Origin of the sequence: Brevibacillus sp. 1238 (assembly GCF_029892995.1) — a bacterium.
In the GTDB taxonomy this organism is placed as follows: Bacteria; Bacillota; Bacilli; order Brevibacillales; family Brevibacillaceae; genus Brevibacillus; species Brevibacillus parabrevis.
The window spans coordinates 193,793-215,980 of the sequence record NZ_JARXWC010000002.1; the positions used below are offsets into that span (position 1 = coordinate 193,793).

Here is a 22,188-nt window from a genome sequence, read left to right on the forward strand (position 1 = left end):
CTTTCAGGTGGATGTTGTATCATAAAGAGGGTCTATTTGCCTAAAGAATAGGTTGCAGTTGGGGGACTGCATCTGAAGCAATGTTTGTAGCTGGTTTGAATTGGGAATAGGGGATGAAGAAGAGCATGAGCAAATGTCCATTTTCGTTTTTTCACAGTTTGTGGGGAAGCCGGAAAAAGCCGATGGAGCATTCCAGGTGGCTTGATCAGCAAGATCGCGCAAAAGCAAAGATTGACGTGACCGATCCGACGATCTTGAAGCAGCTGGAAATGATTGATTTGACCATAGAGGAAATCCGGCTGGCAAGCTCGATCCAGAAACTGATCCAGGCACATATTCGCGAGATTGTGTCCGCTTTCTACCAGACGATTACCAATGTCGAAGAACTGAAACAAATCATCCTGGACAACAGCACGCTGGAACGGCTGCAAAAGACGTTGGAGCGGCATCTGATCGAGATGTTCAGCGGGCAAATCGACGGCGAGTTTTTGCAAAAGCGGATTCGTGTAGCAGAAGTGCACTATCGAATCGGCCTGGAGCCGAAGTGGTACATGGGGGCCTTTCAAAACTTGCAAAGTACATTGCTCGATATCGTCCACGAAAATATTGAGAATCGAGTGGAAAGTGTCCGAATTGGCAAAGTGATTTCGAAAATCCTCAATTTTGAACAGCAAATCGTCCTGGAAGCTTACGAAAAAGAAAATTTGCGCCAAAAACAGAAGCAGTATGAACAGGTCAAGGAAGAGCTGAAGGCGAAAATTTTTACGGTTTGCGAGCAGATGACGTCGATTGCCGAGCAGACGAGTGCTTCGATGCAAGAACTGATCTCCAGCAGCAACGAAGTAAACCGCAGTGTTCGCTCGGGAGCGCAGACATCGAGAGAGACGCAGCATCTGGCATCGCAGGGCAAAGTGAAGCTGGGCGAGCTGGAAGGGCGGATCGAAGCGATTTTCAACCGGACGAATACGATGGAAAAAAGCGTGGAGCTGTTGAACCAATCCGTACGCGAGATTGGCACGGTCATCAAAATCGTCCAGGACATCGCAGGGCAAACCAATTTGCTGGCGCTTAATTCGGCGATTGAAGCGGCACGGGCGCAAGAGCATGGCAAAGGATTTGCTGTGGTGGCCCAGGAAGTTCGCAAGCTGTCCGAGCAAACGAAGCTGTCAGTGGAACAGATCAATTCCTACATCGTCCAAACCCGTACATATACCGAAGAGGTCGTGGGCGCGATTCAGGAGGTTCATCAACTCGTGCAGGCGAGCAAGGCGGAATCCGAAGCGACAGAAGAATCGTTTGCGCACATCGTCCAGTCGATGGCACGCAGTCTTGGCGAGGTTGAAAACGTCGAGGCAGGCATGCGCGTTCTGGTACAAAGCATGGAGGAAATTGGGGTTGCCACACAACAGGTGGTCATCTCGGCTGAAACGCTTCAAGAGGCTGCGGGCATAGCGTAACGCTGTGCAAGTCATCAGAGGAAAGCGGGGGGAAGAGAGTGCAACACCAACTTCACGGAACTTATGATAGCTTTCTTGTTGTTTTATCTTATTTAATCGCCGTCACCGCTTCCTACTCTGCTCTCGATCTGGCAGGCAGAGTGACAATCAGTCGGGGAAAACATCGCGTGCTGTGGCTGATTTTCGGAGCAACATCCATGGGGCTGGGCATCTGGTCCATGCACTTTGTCGGCATGCTGGCCCTGACTTTGCCGATCCATGTTATGTACGATATGGCCTACGTCATCTTGTCTGTCGTACTCGCTATTTTTGTTTCCAGCATCGCTTTGTACACCGTGACCAAAGACGAGCTGACGCCAAAGGAGCTCGTCATCTCGGGAGCTTTCATGGCTGCGGGGATATCCGGCATGCACTACACCGGAATGGCAGCGATGATCATCGGGATTACGTATGACAGCTGGTGGGTCGTCCTGTCCGTCATCATTGCGGGTACGGCTTCGGTGGCAGCGCTCTGGCTGCTGTTTTACTTCCGCAAAGATCAGACGCGCTACGCGTCCTTGTACAAGCTGGGCAGCGCCCTGATCATGGGAGCGGCCATCGCGGGCATGCATTACACGGGCATGGTCGCCGCCAGCTTCCACACAGACTCGCTTGTGCGGGAGCATGTGCAAATGCAGATGCAGCCGGAGACGCTTGCGTACGTCATTGTGTTTGCTACGTTTTTGCTATTGGGCGTCACGCTCATAGGCGTGTTCATCAACAAGCGCTTTTCGCAAAAAGATTCCGAGATCGAGGAAAACGAGAGCTGGTATCGATCTTTGTATAAAAACAATGAGTACGGGATTATTTCTCTGGATAAGACAGGCATGGTCATCGACATGAATCCGGCGGTGCAAAAAATAACCGGGTTGATCACCGAGCAATATATCAATCGCCACGTCGCCCAGATCGGATTGCACATTCCGAGAGCAGAGAGAGAGCAGACCAGAAGCTTGTTCTACGAGACGACGGCGCAGCATCTGAACAGCTTTGAAACAGCGTGGAGCTACCCCGGTGGCGATGTCATCAAGCTGAGCGTGATGAAAGTACCTGTGGAAATCGCGGGAGAAATCGTCGGTACACACATCATCGTCAAGGATATCACAGAAGAAAACGCAGCCAAGCAAAAAATCGAATACTTGGCGTACCATGATGAACTGACGGGCTTGCCGAATCGCAGAAGGTTCAATCAACTGCTGGAGGAGGCGATCGAGCGCAGCGCTTCCGAGCAAAAAACGTTTGCCGTCATGGTGCTCGATGTGGATCGCTTCAAGATGATCAACGATTCTTTGGGGCACACCTACGGAGACTTGTTTTTGCAGGGCGTGAGCAAGCGGATTTTGCAGAGTGCAGCTGGATGCGAGGTCACGATCGCCAGGATGGGTGGCGACGAGTTTACGATTCTTTGCAAATGCGAGCCAGACGGCCGGGAAGCATCGGAACTTGCCCAAAAAATCATCGACACATTGAAGCAGCCATTTCATCTGAAGGACAGCGACTTCTACATTTCGGCGAGCATCGGGACAGCCCTTTTTCCAGAGCACGGGTTAGATGCCGTCTCCTTGTTGAAAAAAGCGGATGCGGCGATGTACAAGGTCAAGCGACAAGGGAAAAACGGCCATCTGTTCTACACGGATGACCTCGACGCCCAACTGCTGGATCACATCGAGCTGGAGAGCGATTTGCGCAAAGCGATTGAACGAGACGAATTGGTCGTCTACTACCAGCCGCAGTTTCATTCCGAGTACAACCGGATGATCGGTGTGGAAGCGCTCGTCAGGTGGAATCACCCGACAAGAGGACTGCTCTCGCCTGGCCTGTTTATTCCACTAGCCGAAGAAACCGGCTTGATCTACGACTTGGGAACATGGGTTTTGCGCGAGGCGTGCCGCCAGATGAAACGCTGGCATGACGAAGGCGGACCGCTCATTCCTGTGTCGGTCAACCTGTCTTCCCACCAGTTTCATCAGTCCAACCTCGTGACGTATATCCGAAATATCCTGCAAGAAACGGGGCTTGCCCCGGAGTATTTGGAGCTGGAGATCACGGAGAGCATGATGATGGACCCGGCTGTCTCCATTCACATTTTGGAGGAGCTGAACAAGCTTGGCACACGCATCAGCCTGGACGACTTCGGGACAGGCTACAGCTCGCTCAGCTATCTGAAAAAATTTCCGATTCACAAGCTGAAAATCGACCGCTCCTTCATCACCGATATCTCCCAAAACCGCAACGATCGGGCCATCGTGTCCACAATCATTGCGATGGCGCAAAACCTCAAGCTGGATGTCATTGCCGAAGGCATCGAGACAAAAGACCAGCTGGACATTTTGACGGAAAACGATTGCAAAAAAATTCAGGGCTATTACTTCGCCAGCCCGTTGTCGGCGGCAGATGTTGAGACGATGTTCATCATGCCTTCCCGCGAGGCGCAGCACCTTGAATAGAGGCACAGCAGGTCAACCCGCGCTCACCGGGTTGGCCTTTTTTACGGGGAAAAGATTTATCTGAAAAAACGGAATTTCCGGTGAGGAGCAGTTGACAAACGATTCGTTCTGTTATTAAATAAATGGCGAAAGCGCTTTAATTACCAACAAGATGTCAAATGAGGGTTTCAAGATGGCGACTGATTTTTTTCCTAACCAAGTCACGATTCCTTCTGTCAGGGACTTGCGCCATTTTCAGATCGCGCTGCAAAGCGACGCTCCGGTTATCCTTTTGTCGGATGTCCATATCGGAAATTTGAAAAGCTTGACGCAAAAATGCCACGAAGCCAAGAAAAAAGTGATTGTGCACGTGGACCTGATCGGCGGCTTGAACAAGGATCAAATGGGAATCAAGCTGCTCAAGGACTTGTTTCAGGTAGATGGACTCATTTCCCCGAGTGCCAAAATTGTCAACCGTGCGAAGAACGTAGGATTGATCGGGATTCACCGATTTTTTCTCCTCGATTCACGCTCGCTGGAAAATGGTTTGAAAGGACTGGAAATGAGCGATCTCGATGCGATTGAGATTCTCCCGGGTCCTTTTGCCAAGCAGTTTGTGAACCAGTTCCGCGCCGTGAAAAATGTCCCGATTCTCGCAGGTGGCTTTATCGATTCGGCAGAAGTCGTTCACGAGCTGTTCGCAGCCGGAATCAACGGTGTGACAACAAGCAAGCGTGAACTTTGGAACATACGCGACAACAAAATACGTTAACGGGTTATGTGTAGATGCGAAACCCTACAGAGAGTTAGTGCGAAAAGGCGCTAGCTCTGTGTAGGGTTTTTTGTTTTGGAAAGGGGGTGGTGCAAGCGAACGAGCGTGCAAGGGCAAAGCGAAAAACAAATCAAAGGAGGCAACCGAATGGCGGTCATTCAGTTTTTGATCCAGTTGGGCCCATCTGTTATGATGCCGATTATTTTCTTTATTTTGGCGATGATCTTTCGGGTGAAAGTCGGACAAGGCTTCAAGGCAGCGATGCTGGTAGGGATCGGGTTTGTCGGCATCAATCTCGTAATCGGCCTGTTATTGGGAACGCTAGGCCCGGCAGCAGAAGCGATGGTAAGTCGCTTTGGCCTGTCGCTGACGGTCGTTGACCCGGGGTGGCCTGTCGGTGCGACAATTGGCTGGGGGACGCCGATTGTCCCGATCGTTGTTTTCAGTGCTGTTCTCTTGAATATTTTGTTGCTAATGTTGAAATGGACAAAGACAGTCAACATCGACATTTTCAACTATTGGCACTTCATGCTGACAGGCGGTGTCGTGTATGCGGCAACTAACAGCATCGCAGTTGGCACGATCGCTGCACTCATTCACTTCCTGATCGCGATTGTGATTGCGGACATTACGGCGCCGAAAATCCAGAAAGAGTTCGACTTGAAAGGCGTCTCCTTTGCTCATGCCACATCGGCGATTTACGTGCCCATCGGCATCGCGGTGAACTGGATCATCGAAAAAATTCCCGGTTTGCGGGACATCAAGGCCGATCCGGAGGAAATCACCAAAAAATACGGCGTGATGGGCGAACCGCTCACGCTTGGTACGATTCTCGGAGTGTTGCTCGGCATCCTTGCCGGGTTCGGAATTGCGGAAATTTTGACACTCGGCATTCAAGTAGCGGCGGTGATGGTTCTCTTGCCTGCGATGATCAACGTGCTGGTCGAAGGGCTGGAGATCGTGCGGCAGGCGGCGGAACAGTTTTTGAAAAAGCGTTTCCCGGACCGCGAGTTTTACATCGGCTTGGATACGGCTCTCTTGATCGGCAATCCGGCTGTGTTGGCTACTGGGCTGCTGCTCATTCCCGGGGCGCTGGTCCTCGCGATTTTGTTGCCTGGTAACAAAGTGCTGCCTTTTGTCGATCTGGCTTCGCTCGTGTTCTTGATCCCGATGGCGGCACCGTATTTGAAAAAGAATCTCGTTCGTCTGTTCGTCTCAGGGCTGGTCATGGTCGCGTTCGTGCTGTACGCGGCAACAAGCATTGCGCCGCTGTACACAACCGCTGCGAATCTCGTCCATGTTTCGCTGCCTGAGGGTGTCAGCGCCACAACCGAGTTGGCCAACTTGGTCGGGGGAGCAACGACTCCGCTCGGCTGGATTCTCATCAAACTAGCCTCAATCTTTGCATGAAACCAGTAAGGGGGAGAGAACGTGGCACCATTTTTGATTGGGATTGACAACGGAGGAACAGTCACGAAAGCAGCTGTCTACACGGTGGACGGACGGGAGCTGGCGGTTTCCAGCAGAAAGACCGTCATGATCATGCCACAGCCTGGCCATACCGAGAGAGACATGGAAGAACTGTGGAAAGCGAATGTGTCCGTCATAAAAGAGGTGCTGGCAAAGTCGGGCATCGATCCTAAAGAAGTGGCGGGCGTGGCTGTCACGGGACACGGCAACGGACTGTACCTCGTCGACGCAGCAGGAAAGCCAGTTGGCAACGGCATCGTCTCGACGGATACCCGCGCCAAGCACCTTGTCGAGCAGTGGTATCAGGACGGAACGGCGGAACGCGTCCTGCCGAAGACGATGCAATCGATCTGGGCAGGCCAGCCTGTGGCGCTCTTGGGCTGGCTGCAAGCGAACAGACGCGAAGCGCTGGAAAAGGCACGCTGGGTTTTGATGTGCAAAGACTTTATCCGCTATCGGCTGACAGGCGAAGCGTATGCAGAGGTGACGGACATCTCCGGCACCAACCTGTTCAACATCAAGGATGTATCCTACGACGATGAACTGCTCGCCGAATTTGGTTTGCAAGGCATCGCGGAAAAGCTGCCGCCCGTCAAATACTCCGCTGACATTTGCGGCTATGTGACGGAGCAGGCGGCGAAAGAAACCGGGCTGGCGGTAGGGACACCTGTAGCGGGGGGATTGTTCGACATCGATGCGTCGGCGATTGCCTCTGGCGTCACTGATGAGGATAAATTGTGCGTCGTAGCTGGCACATGGAGCATCAACGAATACATCACGAAAGAGCCAGTCGTCGACAAAGCGTTGTTCATGACGTCCATCTATTGCATCCCCGGCTATTGGCTGACGCTGGAGGGCAGTCCGACTTCGGCGAGCAATCTGGAGTGGTTCACCAACGAATTTTTCAGCCAGGAACACGACGCGGCGCTCAAGCAAGGCATTAGCGTGTATGAGCTGTGCAACCAGATGGTAGCCAGCACGAAGCCGGAAGATTCCCACATCGTCTTCTTTCCGTTTTTGTTCGGCTCCAACGTGGACGCCAACGCCAAAGCGTGCTTTATCGGCCTGAATGGCTGGCACACCAAAGCGCATATGGTCAGAGCCTTGTACGAAGGAGTCGTGTTCGGTCACCGCCAGCATATCGACAAGCTGCTCGTCCACCGCTCCCGGCCAAAGGCGGTGCGCCTGGCGGGAGGGGCCACGAGGTCGGAAGAGTGGATGCAAATGTTCGCTGACGTTTTGCAGCTGCCTGTCGAGGTGGTCGAAGGCACAGAGCAGGGAACGCTTGGCGCTTCCATCTGCGCCGGGGTGGCAACGAAGCACTTCGATTCGTTCTCGCAAGCGGCAGAGTCGATGGTGAAAGTCAGCAAAATGTACACGCCACAAGAACAACATAGAGACATCTACGAGCAAAAGTACCAGGCGTATTTGGAAGTGCTGGAAGCATTGCAGCCGTTGTGGAAAAAACTTTCGTGAAGGATGGAGCAGACATGGATTTTGGCATCAAAGGAAAAAGCGCGATTATTACCGGAGCCTCAAGGGGCGTAGGCCGGGCGATTGCCTTGGCGTTGGCGGAAGAGGGCGCAAAAGTCATCATCAATTACAACCGCAGCGCCGACAGTGCGAATGAGGTAGTGGAGCTGATCAGGGAACAAGGCGGCGAGTGCATCGCCATCCAGGCCGATCTCGGCCAAAAGGCAGACTGCGACCGACTGATGACTGAAGCGACCGCCGTATTTGGCAGCGTGGATATTTTGATCAACAATGCAGGCGTATGGCCGAAAAACTGGGTGACCGACATTTCCTTGGAAGAATGGAATCACACGATGGATGTCAATTTGACGTCGGTGTTTCTCACCTGCCAAAGCTTCGTCAATCATTTGCTTGCTGAAAACCGCCGAGGAAAAATTTTGAATGTGACTTCGCAGGCTGCTTTCCACGGCTCGACGACAGGTCATGCGCACTACGCCGCCAGCAAAGCGGGGGTAGTTGCGTTCACGATTTCGCTTGCCCGCGAGGTGGCGAAGCAAGGAATCAATGTCAATGCGCTCGCGCTCGGCATTGTGGAGACGGATATGATCAAGGCCGATCTGGAACAGAAAAAAGACTACTACGTCAACCGGATTCCGCTGGGACGGGTGGCCAAACCGGAAGAAATCGCGGATATCGCCGCTTTCCTCGTCTCCGAGAAAGCGAACTACATCACCGGAGCCACGATGGACGCCACTGGCGGCATGTTGATGAGATAGAAGCACGAGAGAGGATAGGAGGAAGCAAGATGTTGACCACACTGCGTGAAGTAGCAAACGATGCACGAAAAAATCAATACGCCGTTCCGGCTTTTGACTGCGTAGGCGATATTATGGTGCGTACCATTCTCGATACGGCGGAGCGGCTGCAATCGCCCGTCATCCTGATGTGTCTGGAGCACAACCTGCGAGAGCCGAAAGGGTTCGTCTACCTGGCGGAATACATCAAGGCAGTCGCCCCCTTTTACAACATCCCGATCGTTTTGCACCTGGATCACGCGATGGACGTCGATCTCGTCCAGGAAGCGATCCGCTACGGCTTTACTTCGGTGATGATCGATGGGTCGAGTCTGCCGTTTGCCGACAATGTCGCGCTGACCAGGCAAGTGACAGACTTGGCTCGCCCGCACGGAATCAGTGTAGAGGCTGAGCTGGGACATGTGGGCGGAAACGAGCTGGGCGGCGCGTACGGCACAGAGTCGAAACTGACAGAGCCGCATCAGGTGGCCGAGTTTGTCGAGCGAACAGGTGTCGATGCCTTGGCTGTCTCCATCGGGACGGCGCACGGTGTCTATACGGCAGAGCCGAACCTGAACGTGGAAAGAATGCAGGAAATCAACCAAGCAAGCCCGGTTCCGCTCGTCCTGCACGGCGGTTCGGGAACGCCGGATGCCCAAGTGCAAGCAGTGGTCAAACACGGAATCAGCAAAGTAAACTTGTACGCCGATTGCCGGATTGCGATGGCAAAAGGCGTGAAGCGGGCTGCCGCTGAAATGACCAGAATCGACCCGTTGCCGGAAGAGATGTTCCTTCCGATCAAGCAGGAGCTGGAGCAAACGGTAGAACACAAAATTCGCATGCTAGGTTCGCTGGGCAGAGCGTAAGAGATATAGGAGTGAGAGAGATGAAAGTTTTGGCGATTGCCGATCGGTTTATTCCTTCCCGCGAGATGGGAGAAGGACTGCAAGAGTTGGAAAAGCTCGGTTTTCAGGTAGAGGTGCGGGAATGGCAGCACAACTCGCTGGAAGAATTGCAAAAAGACAATCTGGCGGTGGAGCTGCACGGGCCGGAAGCGGTGACCATGCCAGACAGCGTCTTTGTCGGAATCGAGCAATATGACGTGCTTGTCGTTCAATTTGCCCCCGTCTCTGCGAAAGTGATCGCGGCGGCAAGCAAGCTGAAAATCATCGGAATTTTGCGCGGCGGCACCGAGAACGTCGCGATTGAGGCTGCAAAAGAGCGCGGCGTTAGCGTCCTGAATACGCCAGGCCGAAATGCCCGCGCCGTAGCGGAGTTTACGCTTGGCCTGATTCTTTCCGAGGTGCGCAACATCGCCCGTTCCCACGCTGCGCTCAAGCAAGCGGAATGGCGAAAGTCTTTTCCGAACAGCGAAGCGATTCCCGAGCTGTTTGCAAAAAAAGTCGGCCTGATCGGATACGGCAATGTCGGTCAGTTGATCGCCGGATTTCTCACCGCCATGGGCTGCGAGATTCTCGTGTACGATGAGTACATCGAGCAAGTGCCGGCTCCGTATCGCAAAGTGGCGCTCGACGAACTGTTGCAGCAAGCCGATATCGTTTCCTTGCATTTGCGGCTGACAGAAAAGACTCAGCATTTTATCGGGGAGCACGAGCTTGCGCAAATGAAGCCGAACGCAGTTCTGATCAATACGGCGCGCTCCGGGCTGATTGATGAAAAAGCATTGGTGGCATACCTGCAAGCAGGCCGGATTGCCGGAGCCGCTTTGGACGTGTTTGACAATGAGCCGCTGGCAGCGGATGATCCGTTGTTGCATCTCGACAATGTGACCATTACACCGCACATGGCGGGCAGTACGCGCGATGCCTTCACGAACAGTCCGAAACAGATGGCAGGCTACTTGGCCAACATCGTCCGCAAAGAGCGGAACGTCCCTGTTGTAAACGAAGTATTACCTCAACTGTAACAAGCTTCCAAAAGCCTTTGCTCATCGGTTTCGCCGCGAGCAAAGGCTTTGTTTTTTCACCGAGAAAAAGGATTGACTTGTCAGACGATTCGCTATAAGATTCACTTAATTAACGATCATTAAGTAAAAGTGTCACACAAACAAAAGGGGGGTATCCATGACGACGAGAGACAAAATCAAGGCAGTTGCCCTGACCCAGTTTGCCAAGGGCGGATATGAAGGGACGCCGCTGTCGGCGATTACAAAAGAAGTCGGGGTGACAACTCCGGCCGTGTACGCGTTTTTTGGCAGCAAGGAAGACTTGTTTTTATCGATTTTCGAAGATGTTTTGTCCAACCATTATCACTCGGTCAAAAGCGCGATTGAACAAGCGCAGGACGGTACCGTGGAAGAGCGGCTGTACCAGATTTTGCGCGGCGCCTTTACGTATCACGTCAGCCAGGAAGAAGAGACGATTTTTTACAAACGCGCGATGATGTTTCCGCCTGCGTCGCTTGAGGACAAGCTGAAAGAACGCTTCGGCGCGACAGAGGAGATGCTGACGCAGGAAATCCGCGCTTTGCTTGCGGAAGGAATCGCGGCGGGCGCAATCGCAGACCGTCCGCTTGACGATCTGTTGGACGGCTTTTTGTGCCTGATGGATGGACTGTTTTTGCAATTGCTCTACTATGACGAGTCGAAGTTTGAGCACAAGCTGCAAAACATCTGGAAGCTGTTCTGGAGTGGAATCGCCGGATCATAAAAAGACAGATACCGAACCTGGGGGTTAGATGACATGGAAGAGGCGAACAACAAGAAAAACGACTACGAACGCGAGCCGGTCCCACTCGCCTTGCGAAAAGGGTGGGTTCCGCTCAGCCTCGTCTGGATCGCCATCGGCATTGATATCTCATCAATGCTGCTCGGCGCGCAGCTTGGCTCTGGAATGAATTTTTGGGACGCCATCTGGGCGGTTATGCTCGGCTCCTTGCTTTTGGGGATCATGGGGGCCGTATGTGCTTACATGGGCGCAGCCACTGGCTTGTCGACTGCGATGATTACCCGCTACGCCTTCGGGGAGTACGGGGCGCGCCTGATTTCCGCCATCATCGGCATTTCCTTGCTGGGCTGGTTTGGCGTACAGGCCGGATTTTTTGCCCAAAATGCCCAGACAGCGCTTTCTTCCGTTTTGGGCATTGAAATGGACCAGGCAGTTCTCTCGGTCATTGGCGGACTGCTCATGATGTCTACCGCCATATACGGCTATCGAGCATTGGAAAAGCTCAGCTCCTGGGCTGTTCCGCTAATGGTCATCTTAATTGTTACCTCTATTGTTTTGACTATTCAAAATCATCCGTTTTCGCAAATGGCGCAGACTGGGTTGTCCGGAGAACCGCTGTCCTTCGGGATGGCTGTCTCGCTCGTAATCGGCATCTTCGTCGTCGGGACGATTATCACGCCTGACGTTGCCAGATGGGCGCGGACGCGAAAAGATGCGATGCTCGCCTCGTTCGTCGGTTTTTTTGTCGGCAACAGCTTCATGATCGTCGTGGCGATCATTTTGTCGAAAGCGATGGGCACGAGCGATCTGACGACGATCTTTTTGGCGCTCGGCCTGGGCATCCCCGCGATTTTGGTCATCACGCTCGCGCAGTGGACGACGAATACGAGCAACCTGTATTCCTCATCGCTCGGCTTTTCCGTCGTCTTCAGCAAAACGCCCAAGGTATGGATTACGCTGATTGCCGGCCTGTTTGCCACGGCTCTTGCCTACATGGGCATTTACGATCGGTTTATTACGTTCCTGTCGTTCATCACGATGTTGATTGCGCCCGTCGGGGGAATTTGCATCGCCGAATATTACTTCGTCAACCGTGCGGCTTTTGCTTTTGACAAAGCGCATCGCATGTTGATTGCCCGCTCGCTGGTGTCGTGGCTGCTCGCTTCGTTCATCGCTTACTGCACAACGGCGGCTCCCGATGGCTTGGGGTTGTTTCATTTGACGACGGTTCCGGCGCTCGACGGCTTTTTGTGCGGCGTGTTGTCCCAGGTTACTTTTGGAGTAGCCAGCCGCAGGAAGCAACAAGCCGAGGAAGCAGCCACAAAAGGATAATGCACACGTACACGCAGAAAGGAAGATACGCATGAGATACATTGACGCACAAGCGATCGAGGACATTGCAGCAGGCGCAGCCGTTTTGGGAACAGGAGGGGGCGGCGATCCGTACATCGGCAAAATGATGGCGTTGCAGGCGATTGAAAAGTACGGCCCGATTCCGCTCATGACGGTAGATGAGCTGGACGACGACGCGCTCGTCGTGCCTTCCAGCATGATCGGGGCACCTACGGTCATGGTGGAGAAAATTCCGGCGGAAGGCATGGTGACGCAAGCCCTCGAATTTATCGAGCAAGCGTTGGGGAAAAAGGTGGCGGTAACGATGCCGATTGAGGTCGGCGGGGTCAACTCGATCATTCCGCTGGTCGTTGCGGCGGAAAAAGGCATCCCCGTCCTCGATGCAGATGCGATGGGCAGAGCTTTTCCGGAGGCGCAAATGGTCACCTTTTACCTGGACGGGCTGGCTCCGGCTCCAACCGCGATGACAGATGAGCGCGGCAACGGGATCGTGATGTATCCGGTAGACGGCGTCATGTCGGAGAGGTTCGCGCGCAGCGTGACCATCCAGATGGGCGGCTCTGCGGCGATGTGCGACTATCCGCTGTCGGGCAAACAGGTGAAACAAAGCGCCATTCCAGGCACGCTGACCTTGGCGCAGGAGATCGGCGCCCTGTTGCGCACCGCGCGCAGCCAGGAGACGAGCCCGGTGCGTATGCTTCTGGACAAGCTTGGCGGATTTGAATTGTTTGCGGGCAAAACCGTCGACATTAGCCGCCGGACAGACAGCGGCTTTACAAAAGGCCAGGCGACTTTTGACGGGATCGACCACGATCGCGGACGCCAAATGATTCTCGGCTTTCAAAACGAGCACCTCGTCGCGCTGGAAAACGGTCAACCGCTTGCGACCACGCCTGACTTGCTCGCTGTCCTGGACAAAGAGACAGGCATGCCGATCACGACAGAAGGCTTGAAATACGGCGCGCGCGTCTCGATTGTGGCATTCCCGTGCCATGCCAAATGGCGGACGGCCAAAGGCATCGAGACAGTGGGGCCGCGCTACTTCGGGTACGATTTTGACTATGTGCCTGTGGAACAACTGGTTGCAAAGAGAGGGGAAAAGGCATGAGCTACCGGATTGGAATTGACGTAGGCGGGACGAATACAGACGCGGTGCTGCTGGATGAACAGCTGCAAGTCGTCCACGAGGTGAAATCGCCGACCACAGCAGATGTCAGCTCGGGTATTTACGAAGCGCTGCGCCGCGTTGTGGCCGAAAGCGGAGTCAATCCGCAGCATGTTCGGTACGCCATGCTCGGAACGACGCATTGCACCAATGCGATTGTAGAACGCAAGCGCTTAAACCGCGTGGGCACCATCCGCATCGGAAAGCCAGCCACGACAGCCGTTCGGCCGATGATGGGCTGGCCGGAAGACTTGCGGGCCGCCGTAGGCGAGAACTGGCATATGGTGTCTGGCGGATACGAATACGACGGTCGGACAATCGTTCCTTTGGACGAGGAAGAAATCCGCAGCGCCTGCCGCTCGATGAAAGGCGACGTGGAGACGATTGCGATTTCCGGCGTCTTTTCTCCGGCCAATGCGGATCAGGAAAAGCGGGTGGCGCACATCGTCCGCGAAGAGCTGGGCGAATCTATCTCGATCTCCGTGTCGCATGAGATCGGCAGCATCGGCCTGTTGGAACGGGAAAATGCGACGATCTTGAACGCAGCCCTCATCCAGACGGCAAAAATGGTGGCAGAAGGTTTCCGCGAGGCGCTCGGCAAAAACGGGATTGAACATGCGGGAATCTTTTTCGGACAAAATGACGGGACATTGATGTCGCTCGTGTATGCGATTCGCTACCCGATTTTGACGATCGCTTGCGGTCCGACGAACTCGATCCGCGGCGCGGCTCATCTGTCCGGGCGAAAAGACGGGCTGGTCGTCGATGTCGGCGGAACTACGACGGATATCGGCGTTCTGATCAACGGTTTCCCACGTCAGTCTTCGCTTGCCGTCGACATCGGGGGGATTCGTACCAATTTCCGCATGCCGGACATTCTCTCCGTCGCAATCGGAGGCGGCACGATTGTTCGCCGATCCGGCGAGGAAATCAAGCTTGGTCCGGACAGCGTAGGCTACCAGTTGCGCAATCGGGCATTGATCGTCGGCGGGGATACGATGACCGCGACAGATGTAGCAGTCGTCATGGGCCGCTTGGACTGGCCGGGGGCGAAAGTAGCAGGCATCGACCGGGCTTTTTGCCAGCAGGTAGACGCTCAATTGGTCGCAGCCGTGGAGGATGCGATTGATCGGATGAAGACGAGCCCGACTCCGGTCCCTGTCATTCTCGTCGGCGGCGGCAGCGTCTTGCTGCCTGATCAGATGAAAGGCGTCTCGGAAGTGATCAGGCCGAAACATTTTGGCGCAGCGAATGCGATCGGAGCGGCGCTCGGTCAAGTCAGCGGGCAAATCGAAAAAATATACGCGCTGGACGAGCAGACGAGAGAAGCAGCACTGGCGGATGCAAAAGCCGGAGCGATTCGCGAGGCAATTGCCGCAGGAGCTGATCCGCAGTCATTGGAAATCGTTCATATGGAAGACATCCCGTTGGCGTATTTGCCGGGGAATGCCTTGTTGATTCGCGTAAAAGCGGCAGGGCTTTTGCAGGCATGACCACAAAGCTGATCGCATGACGAGCAAAAACAGGAGCTGACAACAGGCTCCTGTTTTTTTGCATTCCGGGACATTTATCACGCCTTCTGGGTAGGTGGCATATCGTATTCATGACAAACCGGAAAAATCACATGGAGGAGGGCATCCTGCTTGTACCCGCAAACACGTAACTGGTTTCCCTACGTAAGTCCATACGATCCTTGCCCGCCGATTCGGGTGAAAACATACTCGGTGCCGCCACAATTGTTTATCACATTCCAGCCCCCTGATTTGCCCCAAAATTCTCCAGCCGAAGCTTTGCGCACGGGTGTATTGTGGCCGTCTCTGTACAGCCCGTACGACCCGAGGATGGATCACTTAGGAAGAGGGGGAGGGGGTTCCCATGGCACCTGAACAACGAGGAAAAGAATACTACGCTCTGTTGCAAAGGCTGCAAGAGATCGATTTCGTCCTGGTCGAGCTGAATCTGTATCTCGATACGCATCCTACCGATATGAACGCGATAGAGCAGTTCAACCAGCTCACGGAAAAGCGCTGGGCGCTGGCGAATGAGTATGAAAAGTTGTACGGCCCCTTGCAAGGGTTCGGACGCAGCTATTCCGGATATCCGTGGCAGTGGAATGACGAGCCTTGGCCATGGCAAGTGTAGAAATGAGGGGAAAATAACCGATGTGGATTTATGAGAAAAAGCTGCAATATCCGGTTCGCGTCAGCAAGTGCGACGTGAAAATGGCAAAATATTTGACCGAGCAGTACGGCGGGGCAGACGGAGAGCTGGCAGCAGCGCTGCGCTACATGAACCAGCGCTACACGATCCCGAACAAAGTAATCGGTCTCTTGACAGACATTGCCACGGAAGAGTTTGCCCACCTGGAAATGATTGCGACGATGGTGTATAAGCTGACCAAAGACGCGACTGTCGAGCAGTTGGAAGAAGCCGGGCTTGGCGCCCATTACGCCAACCACGACAGAGCGCTGTTTTACAACAATGCGGCAGGCGTGCCGTGGACGGCAACCTACATCGCGGCCAAGGGCGATCCGATCGCCGACCTGTATGAAGATATCGCCGCAGAGGAAAAAGCGCGGGCCACGTACCAATGGCTGATCGACATGACAGACGATGTGGATTTGCAGGACAGTCTGAAATTTTTGCGCGAAAGAGAAATCGTCCACTCCTTGCGCTTCCGTGAAGCCGTGGAGATTTTGAAGGAAGAACAAGGCCGCAAGACGATTTTTTAAGCAAATAGCCAGCGGGAAGACGACTAAGAACGCAAAAGAGAGCGAAAAGCTCTCTTTTTTTGTTAAACATCCACGATAACGGGCAAGGTCAACATCGCATCTTTCCTTTTCACGAAGGGGAAAGTGATTATGTACCGGATCAAGCCAATTTTGGAGAATAAACATCGACCAGGGAAAACATGATAAGTTTGTCCATAAACAAAAGCAGTGGAATGGAGGCTTCCAATGAATCCCTTTGCAAACAATAATCAAATCGCACAACAATTGGCCAAATGCGAGCAGCTCATTGCGCAACTGATCCAGCAGACACAACAAGCATCAGCCCAGTATCAACAGCTTTTGCAGCAAGAACAAAAAAATGCAATGGCGCTCGAACAAATTGCGCAAAGAGAGCATCAAGCGGCACATATGATTCAGACAGCACTTCAAGGACATGACATCGCCATTCAACAAATGCAGCAAATCGCCAACATTTGCAGGCAGGCGGGTTTGTCTGTCCATCAATCCGTCTCAAATGTCCCGCTGTCTTTGCAGCAACAAACACAAGGATACGGAAGCCAGCCGCAACATTAATCGCTGCGGTCAATCCCCTCAAGAGCACCGGGTTCAGAGCGCGGCGAATAAATGGCCTGTTTCAGGGCACAATGTGGGATGACTGAATTTGGAAAGGAGCCGTTTTCGGTGAAAACCAAACGATTGATTTTCCGCTTGTTCCTGCTGATTGCCATCGCGGCGCTCGTCGAGTGGTTCGTCTATGCGAAAAACGATGCACAGACGAATGTCATGGTAGAACAGCCGCAGGCTCACCAGGCTGCGCCTACGCTCCAGGTTACGCATACGCTCACGCAAGATGACCTGGAACTCAAGCTGGCTGTCACCAACTTTACCTTTTCTCTGGAGAACATGGGAAAAGAAAACAAGCAGGGAGAAGGCCATGTCCATCTGTACCTGGATGGGAAAAAAATCGCAAAAGTGTTTGAAGCAAGCTATGTCTTGAAAGACATCCCGAGCGGAAAGCACGAGATTACGGTCGAATTGGCCCACAACAACCACGAGTCGTATGGAGTATCCGAGCGCTTCAACATCGAGGTCAAGCCTTGATTCGCGTCCAAGCCTAAGTGGTCAGACTCCATAGAAAAAAGCCGACAGAAAAGCGCCAATGGCACTCGATTTGTCGGCTTTTTTCATTAGCGCATTTGCACTTTGACTTGCGCCTGTTGGTCAGGCAAGGCAATGACGAGCGTCGGATACGAGATCGCTTGCGTTTTCAGAGCACCAGGTGCTGGCGGCTGAACGCGAACGTGGACGGTGAAGCCGTGCGGGCCTGTCCGCTTGACCTGATCCGCTACAAGTCGGTACCCTCCCGTTGGCCGTTGTCCTGCGCTGATGACGACATACGCCTTGCCGTTCGCGCGCACGACCGTATGACCGCCATTTTTTCGCACGGTTTTCAATGCTTCCGTTACAGCAGGCGGGTACGGAGCGGCTACAGCTTCATACTCGGCTGCGAAAGGCGCAACCTCTTTTACTGCGGGCGCAGATGCGGTAGGATGGGATAGGGAAACCGATTGGGCACCTGTGACACAAAGCGAAGCTGCGAGCAACAAACTAGGGAATATATTCATCATCATTCTCCTTCCAATTGGTAAAAGTAATCGTGATGAGATCATGAAAACTGAGGTGACAGGAGTGCGTGTGAACGATTCGCTGGAATACCTGTCCGAAGCAACGAGACAAGCGATTCTAAACGAACAGACGAGGCGTTTTCGCCTTGACCAGGAACAGCAGGACTTGTCGTCCAGACTGTTGGATAGCGCGTTTATCAGCCGTGTCTGGCAAGAGGCTGATGAACTGGAAAGAACCGTCATCAAGCTGTTTCTTACCAAAGCGCCACGCGGCTTTTTCAGCAAACGGGCCTGGGAACGGGAAACGGCAAAAGAGCACAGACACTTGTCCATCGGTCTGACGAGGCTTCGACGACTGGGACTGATTTTGACTGTACGCAAAATGTGGAGTGAGATCGGTTATGTGATGCCGCAAGAAATTCGTGAGCAGCTGACCATGCAGTTGTTGCCACAATTGACTTCGGCCTATGTTTCTTTGTCAAAAACGCTCCCTTATTATATATCAGCCGGCAGAGGGATACATCTGGATCTTTTTGGGCTTCTGCTGTTCGTCCGCGATCAGCAAGTGCCTGTGACGCAAAAAGGGAGCATTCACCGCAGGGCAATGCAAAAAATGCTTCCGCTCCTGTCCATTGCGGACGAGCACGTACAAGGCATCGCCCTCGCTCCGCTGGACAAAGAGCAGAGAGATGGCCTGGCGCTCACGATTGTCCTCGATCTGGCTTTCCGGCTGGGGCTAGTGATGCGCAAAGAGAAACAGCTTGTCCCAGACGCATACCAAATCCGCCAGTGGCTCAACCATTCTTCTCCCGAGCGATTTGAACAGCTGTATCAGCTGGTTGCGGATCAGCTGCTGCCGCATGGCGATTGGTGGGATGCTTTTGCCCAGATGATGAGGCATGTTCCGCTTGATCAGTGGTGTTGTGTCGACGCGCAATTGCGCATGCTAGAGACAGCGGGTTTTGTCTTGCCAGAGGAGGCCGAAAAAGCGATTGTGGAGCAATGGCTGCACATTTTGCTCGGCATGGGCTGGATTCAGCTCGGAGCCGATGACGAGGAGCGCCTTTTCTGGCGGTGGAACAGTTTGCCGCATTTGACGGCCGAAGAAGGCTGGTTTGTCGATCCGACCGGAGCACTGACGATTCCGCCGCTCGTGCCGCTACGTGACGTGTGGGAGATCAGCGCATTTTGTCAGCTGACGTTTGAAGGCCAGTTGATCAGGGGCGAATTGCAAGCGGGAAAGCTCCAGTCGTATCTTGCTTCGGGGGGAACTAAGGAGCAGGTGATTGAAAAGCTGCGGAGCGGTTGTGCCCATCCATTGCCGGATAGCCTGGTCGAAGTGATCGGGCATTGGGCGAAGGCGGCTACGCAAATCCAGCTGGAGCCGTTTTACCGCGTCCGTACCGCACATGGCGGATTTGTGGAGGAATGGCGGCAAATTCCTGACTTTCAGCCGTTTTTGCAGCACGTTTTGTCTCCGGCGGAATTTTTCATCCCGCTCTCGCAAAAAAGGCAGCTGATCGACCTGCTCAAGCATTATGGCTACGAGCCGCATGTCGTCATGCAAACAGACGCTGCCGATGGGGAAGAAGACACGTCACCGGATGTGGCTGCGAGGGGGCTGCTTCTGATCGAACGGCCCTGGGATGGATACGCGATCGAAAATACGTTTCCTGCCCAAGATGAAGCCATGCCGCAGCTGGCGACATTGCCGAAAATGTGGACGCAGCATTTCCAGTCGTATCATCCGCAATCGCTGCGGGATTTGCTCAAGCGGGCGGCCGAGCTGCAACTGGAAGTAGAAATCCAGTTGACTGATCAGGAGCGGCTGCATGGACTGCCTGTGGAAGTCAAACTGGACATGGGCTATTGGGTCGTCTCCATCAGCGGTCCGCACGGCAAGCGCTCCTACAGGCTTGATGATCTGGGCCGAGTGCGCATTGTCGTGCCTGATTATCTGTACTAAGGGTGTAGATCGTGGTACAATCAGAAGGGACTAAAAGCTTTACGCCTTTAGTGTGAAAGGAGGTCTCGCCCTATGGAAGCAGTAGAGACTGTGGATATGGCCCAGTTGATTATGGAGTCGCATGAACTGTCCACCATGATCAATCAATCGCGCGAGGTCGTGCAATATTTGGAGGCCAAGCGTTGGATGGAGGCAGACGAAGAAGTACAGCGCCTTCTGGAGTTGTTTGAAAAGAAGAAGGAGCAGTATGAAGATGTACAACGGTTCGGGAAGTACCATCCCGATTACAACCATATATCAAAAGAAGTGCGCGAGCTGAAGCGGACGATTGAGCTTCGCGATTCCGTGCAGGCTTTCAAGCGGGCTGAGGACGCGCTGGATGAGTTGTTGTATCAGGTGAGCAGAACGATTGCCCACTCGGTATCTGACACCATCAAGGTGCCGAGCAACAATCCGTTTCTGGAAGCGCAGGGCAGTGGCTGCGGGACCGGGGGAAGCTGCGGTTGCAGCACGAAAAAGCTTTCCTGACAGGCAGTCACGCTTCGGCCTGTGGCGAGGACTTTTCACGCAACAGAAAACAGTCCTCGCACAGGTTGCCGCAGCAAAACTGCTTTTCGCTGGGCACCAGAAAGCGAAAACGGTAGACGTGCTGGTCGTCGCCTGAGCGCACATAAATGCACTCGGGCTTTAATTTGGTATGGGTGGTCAGTCGCTCCCCCGTTTCCATCAGCCGTTCAGTCAGGCGAGAAGCGGGGAGTGTGCTGCTTACATAAAAGAAGCGTTGGCCCGCATGCGTGCGCCAGCCGCTTTTTGTCACGATGCCTTCCTGGTGAAGCGCTTCCTCGAAGCTTCGATAAAAGCTAGTCAGCATAATGACCACAAATCCTTTCTGTATCGGGCGTTTACAGGTGATTATACCATGAAGGGAAAGGAGACCAACGGTTACATGAGAGAACGACGTCTTGGTGTTGCCGTGTGGGTAAAAAACACACGAGCGGCCAAAAATTTACGCAAATTTGGCACCATTCATTACATCTCCAAACGGCTGAACTACGTCTCCATGTACGTAGATGCGAATCTGCTGGACGAAACGATCCGCATCATGGAGAAACTGCATTTCGTGACCAAAATCGAGCGGTCCCATCGTCACGAGATTCCGGTGGAGTACAACAATGCAAGGCCGGACAAAGCGAAGGAATACGATTACAAACAGGAAAAAAACCAGGTGATGGCGCTGGCCGAGACAATGACGGCAGAAGAGGGAAGTCCAGCGACGGTCGGTTCGACATAAGTTGTTCACAAGCTGCCAGTTTTCGGCAGCTTTTTTCCTTTTGCCAAGGCAGTGTACATGGTATGCTAGATAAATAGGAAGACTCCAGGAGTAACGCTGATGAATGCGCTTTCAATACGCGTACATAGATCATGAGAGGAAAGGTGGGGGCGTACATACATGATTCATCTAGACATTAACTGCGACATGGCCGAATGCTTCAGCCGAGGACGACAATCAGAGGATTTGGGAATTATGAAATGGATCACCTCCGTCAACATTGCTTGCGGTTTGCACGCAGGTGATCCGCATCTCATATGCAGAACGATCGAGGCAGCGATCAAGCACGATGTAAAAATCGGAGCGCACCCTGGATACCCGGACATACAAGGCTTTGGACGACGCTCCATGAACCTGTCTGTGAACGAAGTATATGAGCTTGTTTTGTACCAGGTAGCGGCTTTGTCCGGCATGACACGCGCTTTGGGGGGAGAACTGCACCATGTCAAGCTGCACGGAGCGCTTTACAACGAAGCAGCAGAGCGTCCCGAGCTTGCCGAGGCGGTCGTCCAGGCGATTGCCGACATCGACGAGGAGCTGATCCTGTACGCGTTGTCCGGCAGCAAGCTGGTGGAAGCAGGGCTGGAGCATGGACTGCAAGTAGCCGAGGAAGTTTTCGCGGAACGGGCGTACATGCCGAATGGCCGTCTGGCTCCGCGCGAGTTGGAAGGCAGCGTGCTCATCAGCAAGGAAGAGCGGATGGAGCAGACGCGCCAGCTCGTGCTCAAGCAAAAAGTAACGACGGTCAATGGCGAGGTCATCGAGCTTGCAGCCGATACGCTTTGCGTCCATCATGAGAGTCACGACGTGCTGCAATTTTTGGTGGAAGTGCATAAATGGGCAAAGCAGAACGATGTGAAAATCGAGCCGATCACTGCCCGGTAAAAGTCATACTGGCA

At 53.6% G+C, this 22,188-nt stretch carries 23 protein-coding genes; 21 read left to right on the top strand and 2 right to left on the bottom strand.

Annotated features, from left to right (window positions below; genetic code table 11):
- The first annotated feature begins 125 nt into the window (after positions 1-125).
- The 17 genes from M2298_RS04720 to M2298_RS04800 all read left to right on the top strand — a co-directional run bounded on the left by M2298_RS04720 (position 126) and on the right by M2298_RS04800 (position 17,469).
- Positions 126-1,457, top strand: a complete 1,332-nt coding sequence (locus M2298_RS04720) for a globin-coupled sensor protein (protein ID WP_173599168.1) — start codon at positions 126-128, stop codon at positions 1,455-1,457.
- Positions 1,458-1,495: 38 nt separating this feature from the next.
- Entirely contained in the window at positions 1,496-3,943 is a 2,448-nt protein-coding gene (locus M2298_RS04725) for a bifunctional diguanylate cyclase/phosphodiesterase (protein WP_173595743.1), read from the top strand.
- 172 nt (positions 3,944-4,115) lie between these two features.
- Positions 4,116-4,694, top strand: a complete 579-nt coding sequence (locus M2298_RS04730) for a glycerol-3-phosphate responsive antiterminator (protein WP_280648282.1) — start codon at positions 4,116-4,118, stop codon at positions 4,692-4,694.
- A gap of 147 nt (positions 4,695-4,841) precedes the next feature.
- Positions 4,842-6,104, top strand: coding sequence for a PTS galactitol transporter subunit IIC (locus tag M2298_RS04735; RefSeq protein ID WP_280648283.1), 1,263 nt, complete (start codon positions 4,842-4,844; stop codon positions 6,102-6,104).
- Positions 6,105-6,125: 21 nt separating this feature from the next.
- Positions 6,126-7,640: an FGGY-family carbohydrate kinase gene (locus tag M2298_RS04740; RefSeq protein WP_280648284.1), complete on the top strand. Its 1,515-nt coding sequence runs from the start codon at positions 6,126-6,128 to the stop codon at positions 7,638-7,640.
- Positions 7,641-7,654: 14 nt separating this feature from the next.
- Complete coding sequence (locus M2298_RS04745; RefSeq protein WP_173595745.1) at positions 7,655-8,413, top strand: SDR family NAD(P)-dependent oxidoreductase; 759 nt, start codon at positions 7,655-7,657, stop codon at positions 8,411-8,413.
- A gap of 29 nt (positions 8,414-8,442) precedes the next feature.
- Positions 8,443-9,297 carry a class II fructose-bisphosphate aldolase gene (locus tag M2298_RS04750; protein ID WP_122965797.1) on the top strand — a complete coding sequence of 285 codons (855 nt, stop codon included), beginning with the start codon at positions 8,443-8,445 and terminating at the stop codon, positions 9,295-9,297.
- Positions 9,298-9,317: 20 nt separating this feature from the next.
- Positions 9,318-10,358, top strand: coding sequence for a 2-hydroxyacid dehydrogenase (locus tag M2298_RS04755; protein WP_280648285.1), 1,041 nt, complete (start codon positions 9,318-9,320; stop codon positions 10,356-10,358).
- Positions 10,359-10,515: 157 nt separating this feature from the next.
- Complete coding sequence (locus M2298_RS04760) at positions 10,516-11,100, top strand: TetR/AcrR family transcriptional regulator (protein ID WP_173595748.1); 585 nt, start codon at positions 10,516-10,518, stop codon at positions 11,098-11,100.
- A gap of 33 nt (positions 11,101-11,133) precedes the next feature.
- A complete protein-coding gene (locus tag M2298_RS04765; RefSeq protein ID WP_280648286.1) occupies positions 11,134-12,450 on the top strand; it encodes a cytosine permease in 1,317 nt (438 codons plus the stop codon).
- 31 nt (positions 12,451-12,481) lie between these two features.
- On the top strand, positions 12,482-13,579 hold the full coding sequence (locus M2298_RS04770; RefSeq protein WP_007785255.1) for a DUF917 domain-containing protein: 1,098 nt from the start codon (positions 12,482-12,484) through the stop codon (positions 13,577-13,579).
- Positions 13,576-15,129 carry a hydantoinase/oxoprolinase N-terminal domain-containing protein gene (locus M2298_RS04775; protein ID WP_007785257.1) on the top strand — a complete coding sequence of 518 codons (1,554 nt, stop codon included), beginning with the start codon at positions 13,576-13,578 and terminating at the stop codon, positions 15,127-15,129. The genes M2298_RS04770 and M2298_RS04775 overlap by 4 nt, the downstream gene beginning before the upstream one ends.
- Positions 15,130-15,279: 150 nt before the next feature.
- Complete coding sequence (locus M2298_RS04780) at positions 15,280-15,522, top strand: spore coat associated protein CotJA (RefSeq protein ID WP_007785259.1); 243 nt, start codon at positions 15,280-15,282, stop codon at positions 15,520-15,522.
- Positions 15,512-15,778: a spore coat protein CotJB gene (locus M2298_RS04785; RefSeq protein ID WP_007785261.1), complete on the top strand. Its 267-nt coding sequence runs from the start codon at positions 15,512-15,514 to the stop codon at positions 15,776-15,778. The genes M2298_RS04780 and M2298_RS04785 overlap by 11 nt, the downstream gene beginning before the upstream one ends.
- 20 nt (positions 15,779-15,798) lie before the next feature.
- The gene (locus M2298_RS04790) at positions 15,799-16,368 is read left to right on the top strand and encodes a manganese catalase family protein (protein ID WP_005827166.1); all 570 of its coding nucleotides are present in this window, start codon (positions 15,799-15,801) and stop codon (positions 16,366-16,368) included.
- Positions 16,369-16,593: 225 nt separating this feature from the next.
- Positions 16,594-16,941, top strand: a complete 348-nt coding sequence (locus M2298_RS04795; protein ID WP_007785263.1) for a hypothetical protein — start codon at positions 16,594-16,596, stop codon at positions 16,939-16,941.
- A 108-nt stretch (positions 16,942-17,049) separates the two neighbouring features.
- Entirely contained in the window at positions 17,050-17,469 is a 420-nt protein-coding gene (locus M2298_RS04800) for a hypothetical protein (RefSeq protein ID WP_007785265.1), read from the top strand.
- A gap of 86 nt (positions 17,470-17,555) precedes the next feature.
- Here the strand turns inward: M2298_RS04800 and M2298_RS04805 are convergent, their stop codons facing one another.
- On the bottom strand, positions 17,556-17,996 hold the full coding sequence (locus M2298_RS04805; RefSeq protein WP_035317423.1) for a protease complex subunit PrcB family protein: 441 nt from the start codon (positions 17,994-17,996) through the stop codon (positions 17,556-17,558).
- A 40-nt stretch (positions 17,997-18,036) separates the two neighbouring features.
- Here M2298_RS04805 and M2298_RS04810 point away from each other — a divergent pair, with 40 nt between their 5' ends.
- Positions 18,037-19,959 carry a hypothetical protein gene (locus tag M2298_RS04810; protein WP_217364871.1) on the top strand — a complete coding sequence of 641 codons (1,923 nt, stop codon included), beginning with the start codon at positions 18,037-18,039 and terminating at the stop codon, positions 19,957-19,959.
- Positions 19,960-20,031: 72 nt separating this feature from the next.
- On the top strand, positions 20,032-20,487 hold the full coding sequence (locus M2298_RS04815) for a YlbF/YmcA family competence regulator (protein ID WP_007785272.1): 456 nt from the start codon (positions 20,032-20,034) through the stop codon (positions 20,485-20,487).
- A 7-nt stretch (positions 20,488-20,494) separates the two neighbouring features.
- Here the strand turns inward: M2298_RS04815 and M2298_RS04820 are convergent, their stop codons facing one another.
- On the bottom strand, positions 20,495-20,830 hold the full coding sequence (locus M2298_RS04820; RefSeq protein WP_007785273.1) for a hypothetical protein: 336 nt from the start codon (positions 20,828-20,830) through the stop codon (positions 20,495-20,497).
- A gap of 75 nt (positions 20,831-20,905) precedes the next feature.
- Between M2298_RS04820 and M2298_RS04825 the strand changes: the two genes are divergently transcribed.
- Both M2298_RS04825 and M2298_RS04830 read left to right on the top strand, forming a co-directional pair.
- Positions 20,906-21,250: a YlbG family protein gene (locus M2298_RS04825; protein ID WP_007785275.1), complete on the top strand. Its 345-nt coding sequence runs from the start codon at positions 20,906-20,908 to the stop codon at positions 21,248-21,250.
- Between the two features lie 159 nt (positions 21,251-21,409).
- Positions 21,410-22,174 carry a 5-oxoprolinase subunit PxpA gene (locus M2298_RS04830; RefSeq protein WP_007785277.1) on the top strand — a complete coding sequence of 255 codons (765 nt, stop codon included), beginning with the start codon at positions 21,410-21,412 and terminating at the stop codon, positions 22,172-22,174.
- Positions 22,175-22,188: the final 14 nt, after the last annotated feature.